Annotated in this window: 2 protein-coding genes and 2 pseudogenes; 1 reads left to right on the top strand and 3 read right to left on the bottom strand. The window is 38.9% G+C overall.

Annotated elements, in window-relative coordinates:
• A pseudogene (locus HMPREF9304_RS11825) lies at positions 1–634 on the top strand (helicase); the annotation flags it as partial.
• 104 nt (positions 635–738) lie between these two features.
• On the opposite strand, the gene HMPREF9304_RS11820 reads toward HMPREF9304_RS11825, so the two are convergent.
• The 3 genes and pseudogenes from HMPREF9304_RS11820 to HMPREF9304_RS11810 all read right to left on the bottom strand — a co-directional run bounded on the left by HMPREF9304_RS11820 (position 739) and on the right by HMPREF9304_RS11810 (position 2,178).
• On the bottom strand, positions 739–1,665 hold the full coding sequence (locus tag HMPREF9304_RS11820) for an Abi family protein (protein ID WP_036929437.1): 927 nt from the start codon (positions 1,663–1,665) through the stop codon (positions 739–741).
• A 121-nt stretch (positions 1,666–1,786) separates the two neighbouring features.
• A pseudogene (locus HMPREF9304_RS15345) lies at positions 1,787–1,945 on the bottom strand (helix-turn-helix domain-containing protein); the annotation flags it as partial.
• A 5-nt stretch (positions 1,946–1,950) separates the two neighbouring features.
• Positions 1,951–2,178 (bottom strand): hypothetical protein, encoded by a 228-nt coding sequence (locus tag HMPREF9304_RS11810; protein WP_036929435.1) that lies wholly within the window; start codon positions 2,176–2,178, stop codon positions 1,951–1,953.
• Positions 2,179–2,763 lie beyond the last annotated feature (585 nt).

Below are 2,763 nucleotides of genomic sequence, written 5' to 3'. Positions count from 1 at the left end.
GGAGGGACTGCCCGTCAATAAACTGACAATCAAAGGTGTAGAGGACAGCACCGACATAAAGGTCATCGCCGCNCGTCTGCANGAGATAGAGGAAAAGGCTCGTACCAAGAGCGAGTACAACAAGATTGGCGAGGTTTACGGCTTTTCCATCATGGTCAAGACGGAGAGCACTTCCAAGGACTTGTTCGACTGCTCGGTGAACCGCTTCTTTGTCAAGGGACAGGAAAGCATCTACTATACCTATAATAACGGTAAGTTAGCGGCAGACCCGAAACTTGCCTGCGAGAACTTCGTAAATGCCTTGGAGCGTATTCCAAAGGTGATAGAGTCGCATGAGAAGGAAATGGCAAAGGTTGTTGCAAATAAAGAAGTTTATACTAATATTGCTAACAATTCTTGGAAGAAAGAGGACGAACTGCGTGCGCTCAAGGGGGAGGCAGCAGAATTGGACAGAAAGATTGCGCTTACGCTTGCACCGCCGGAGGAGGAAAAAGAAGAGAAGGAGGAAGTAAACCAAGGAGAGAATTTGTATAACAACAATCTCTCAGCTGGAGAAAAGAACGAGAGTTATCCTACTCATGACAAGGAAGAAGACAATCGTTCACAAAACTTCAGACCCAAATGGAGACACTAAACGCATGTTTATTATCCAATGGAAGCAAAAATGTCTTACTTTCATTTTTTTTAGTAGACATAAATAAAGTACGGGAATATTGCAATTGAAATTCCCGTACAAAATTATTGCCAGATAGATTCCCTATTCCAATGATCTGGAAAACCTATCTTATAAATAGGAATGTCTGGATTTTTCTCTATCAGTGAGATTATCTTTCTCTTATATGTATCCCCTGCATTGATAGCATTGCACAAGTATAACATGGAAGTAATGATTAGAAATGGCTTCTTTTTAGAGAATTCCGAAAGAGGATGTTGCAGCCAAATGCCTCTTGGATTACTAATATCCATTGGACGTTTTACCATATTTCGACTCCATACTCTTGAATGATGGGCGACAATATTTCTCAAATAGGAGATGGCTTCAAGCCAGCTTGAGAGTTCTGTATGCATATTAAGTCCGAATTCATTGGCAATTCTTGCCTTTTCCGGTAACTGATGATTAAGATTCTTATATATCTTTGAAAGTGTTCCAAAAGTCGCAACTTCAAAAATAATCCATGCGTCAGGCTGTTGGGTAAGAGATATACATTTTCTATCCTCCCACACTCCATATTTGCATTTGTAGTCTTTTATGAAAATCTCACCGCTACGCATAAACTCGCCCATCAGATCATGTATATGTTGCTGTTGGAGCTCTTCATTGTTGAAAAGTCCCTTATCCATATAGTACAGCCCACCGTATGATTGTGAAAGATGATAAATCATCTTCGTCCGCAACGCTATCTCTATGGCTTCAATGGCATCGAACAAGATAAGACGCAACTCCTTATCAAAGAAATATCGAGCGATAACGTCCTTAAAATTGGCGTCATACTTAAATATATGCTGTTCTTTGTCAGTTTGCATATCCCACCAATACCCCTTCAAACGGTAGTAGCTGATATGACTTAAATGAAGATGGGCAAACTCCTCATCTTCTATAATCATGCCTCTATGCTTCAGTAAATCGATCTGTTCCTGAATGGAACGTGATTCTTTATTCGCCATAGTATCTATAAAAAAATGACTCGCCAGCAGATCTTACGGTATGCCAAGCGAGTACTGTTATCTTTGAGTGTGGAAAACCACAACTAACTTTCTAATTGCAAAGGTAAGTATTATTTTTGTTTCAGCAAAATAATTGCCGATATTTTTTTAGTGGGTGACAAAAATTACCAACCAGCAGCTTCCGTATCATTTCAACTATCTCTTCCCGAAGGAAAAGTAATCTACCATTGGCTTTAGGATAGGGAAGTTTTCCTGCCCAAACCAAGTTGTAAAGTATCTTAATCATTAAAGTTCTTCTCTATTTTCATCTTCCCAGACATGGAAAAAATGTTTTGCATTTGTTGAGTTTACTTCTTCATCATCGATCCAGTTGTCTACTCCGACTTCCATCCTCGGATTCTCACTTGGAGAAGTTGCTGCCAGTACGGGTTCTCCCATTTCAAAAATCGTAATTTTTGGTGCTATGTATTTCTTTTTTATCTGATTATTTATTTCTATTTTTTTTGCTTCCATCTTTTTACATTTTAAGAATTAAAATTCAAAAACAGGACGTATAAAACATCCTCCCTGTGCAGTACGGTGCCATTGTAAGTATTGCTTACCCTTAATATCATATAACCACAAAAATGATGACTGNGAATTCTCGGAAACATTAATCCAATAACGGGATGGTTGCCAATCGNGATACGGTGGTAGGNATNCNATAAAACAATCATGATAAACCTCGTCTTCACCATACCGTTCTGTTGATTCCATAAAATCATTAAGTCTTCCATAGTCCCACGGTTGGGTTGTATAATGTGGTTTATTACTATATTTAGTACCGCCAAAAGCATCAAATATTAAATCAAANTCTTTGAATCTTGGNACATACCATTGGGTCCAAGATGGCGCTACTTTCTGATATTCAGAAAGGTATGTGTCTACTNTCTCCAATTCCTCTANTAAAAACAAGTTGGNTCTGTCCNGGCTTTTTAGATTNCGCAAAGATATGGCAAGNCCATGTTTNCTATAAGGTGCAGGTCCGTTACCATTATCACTTATATATGCAATCATGGCAACAGGTTTCTCACCTGCATTGTCTGCTTCTTCACAAGT

This window comes from Hoylesella timonensis S9-PR14 (genome assembly GCF_000762405.1).
Lineage (GTDB): Bacteria > Bacteroidota > Bacteroidia > Bacteroidales > Bacteroidaceae > Prevotella > Prevotella timonensis_A.
The sequence above is the reverse complement of the archived record's forward strand: the minus strand, read 5'-3'. Positions and strand labels throughout refer to the sequence as shown.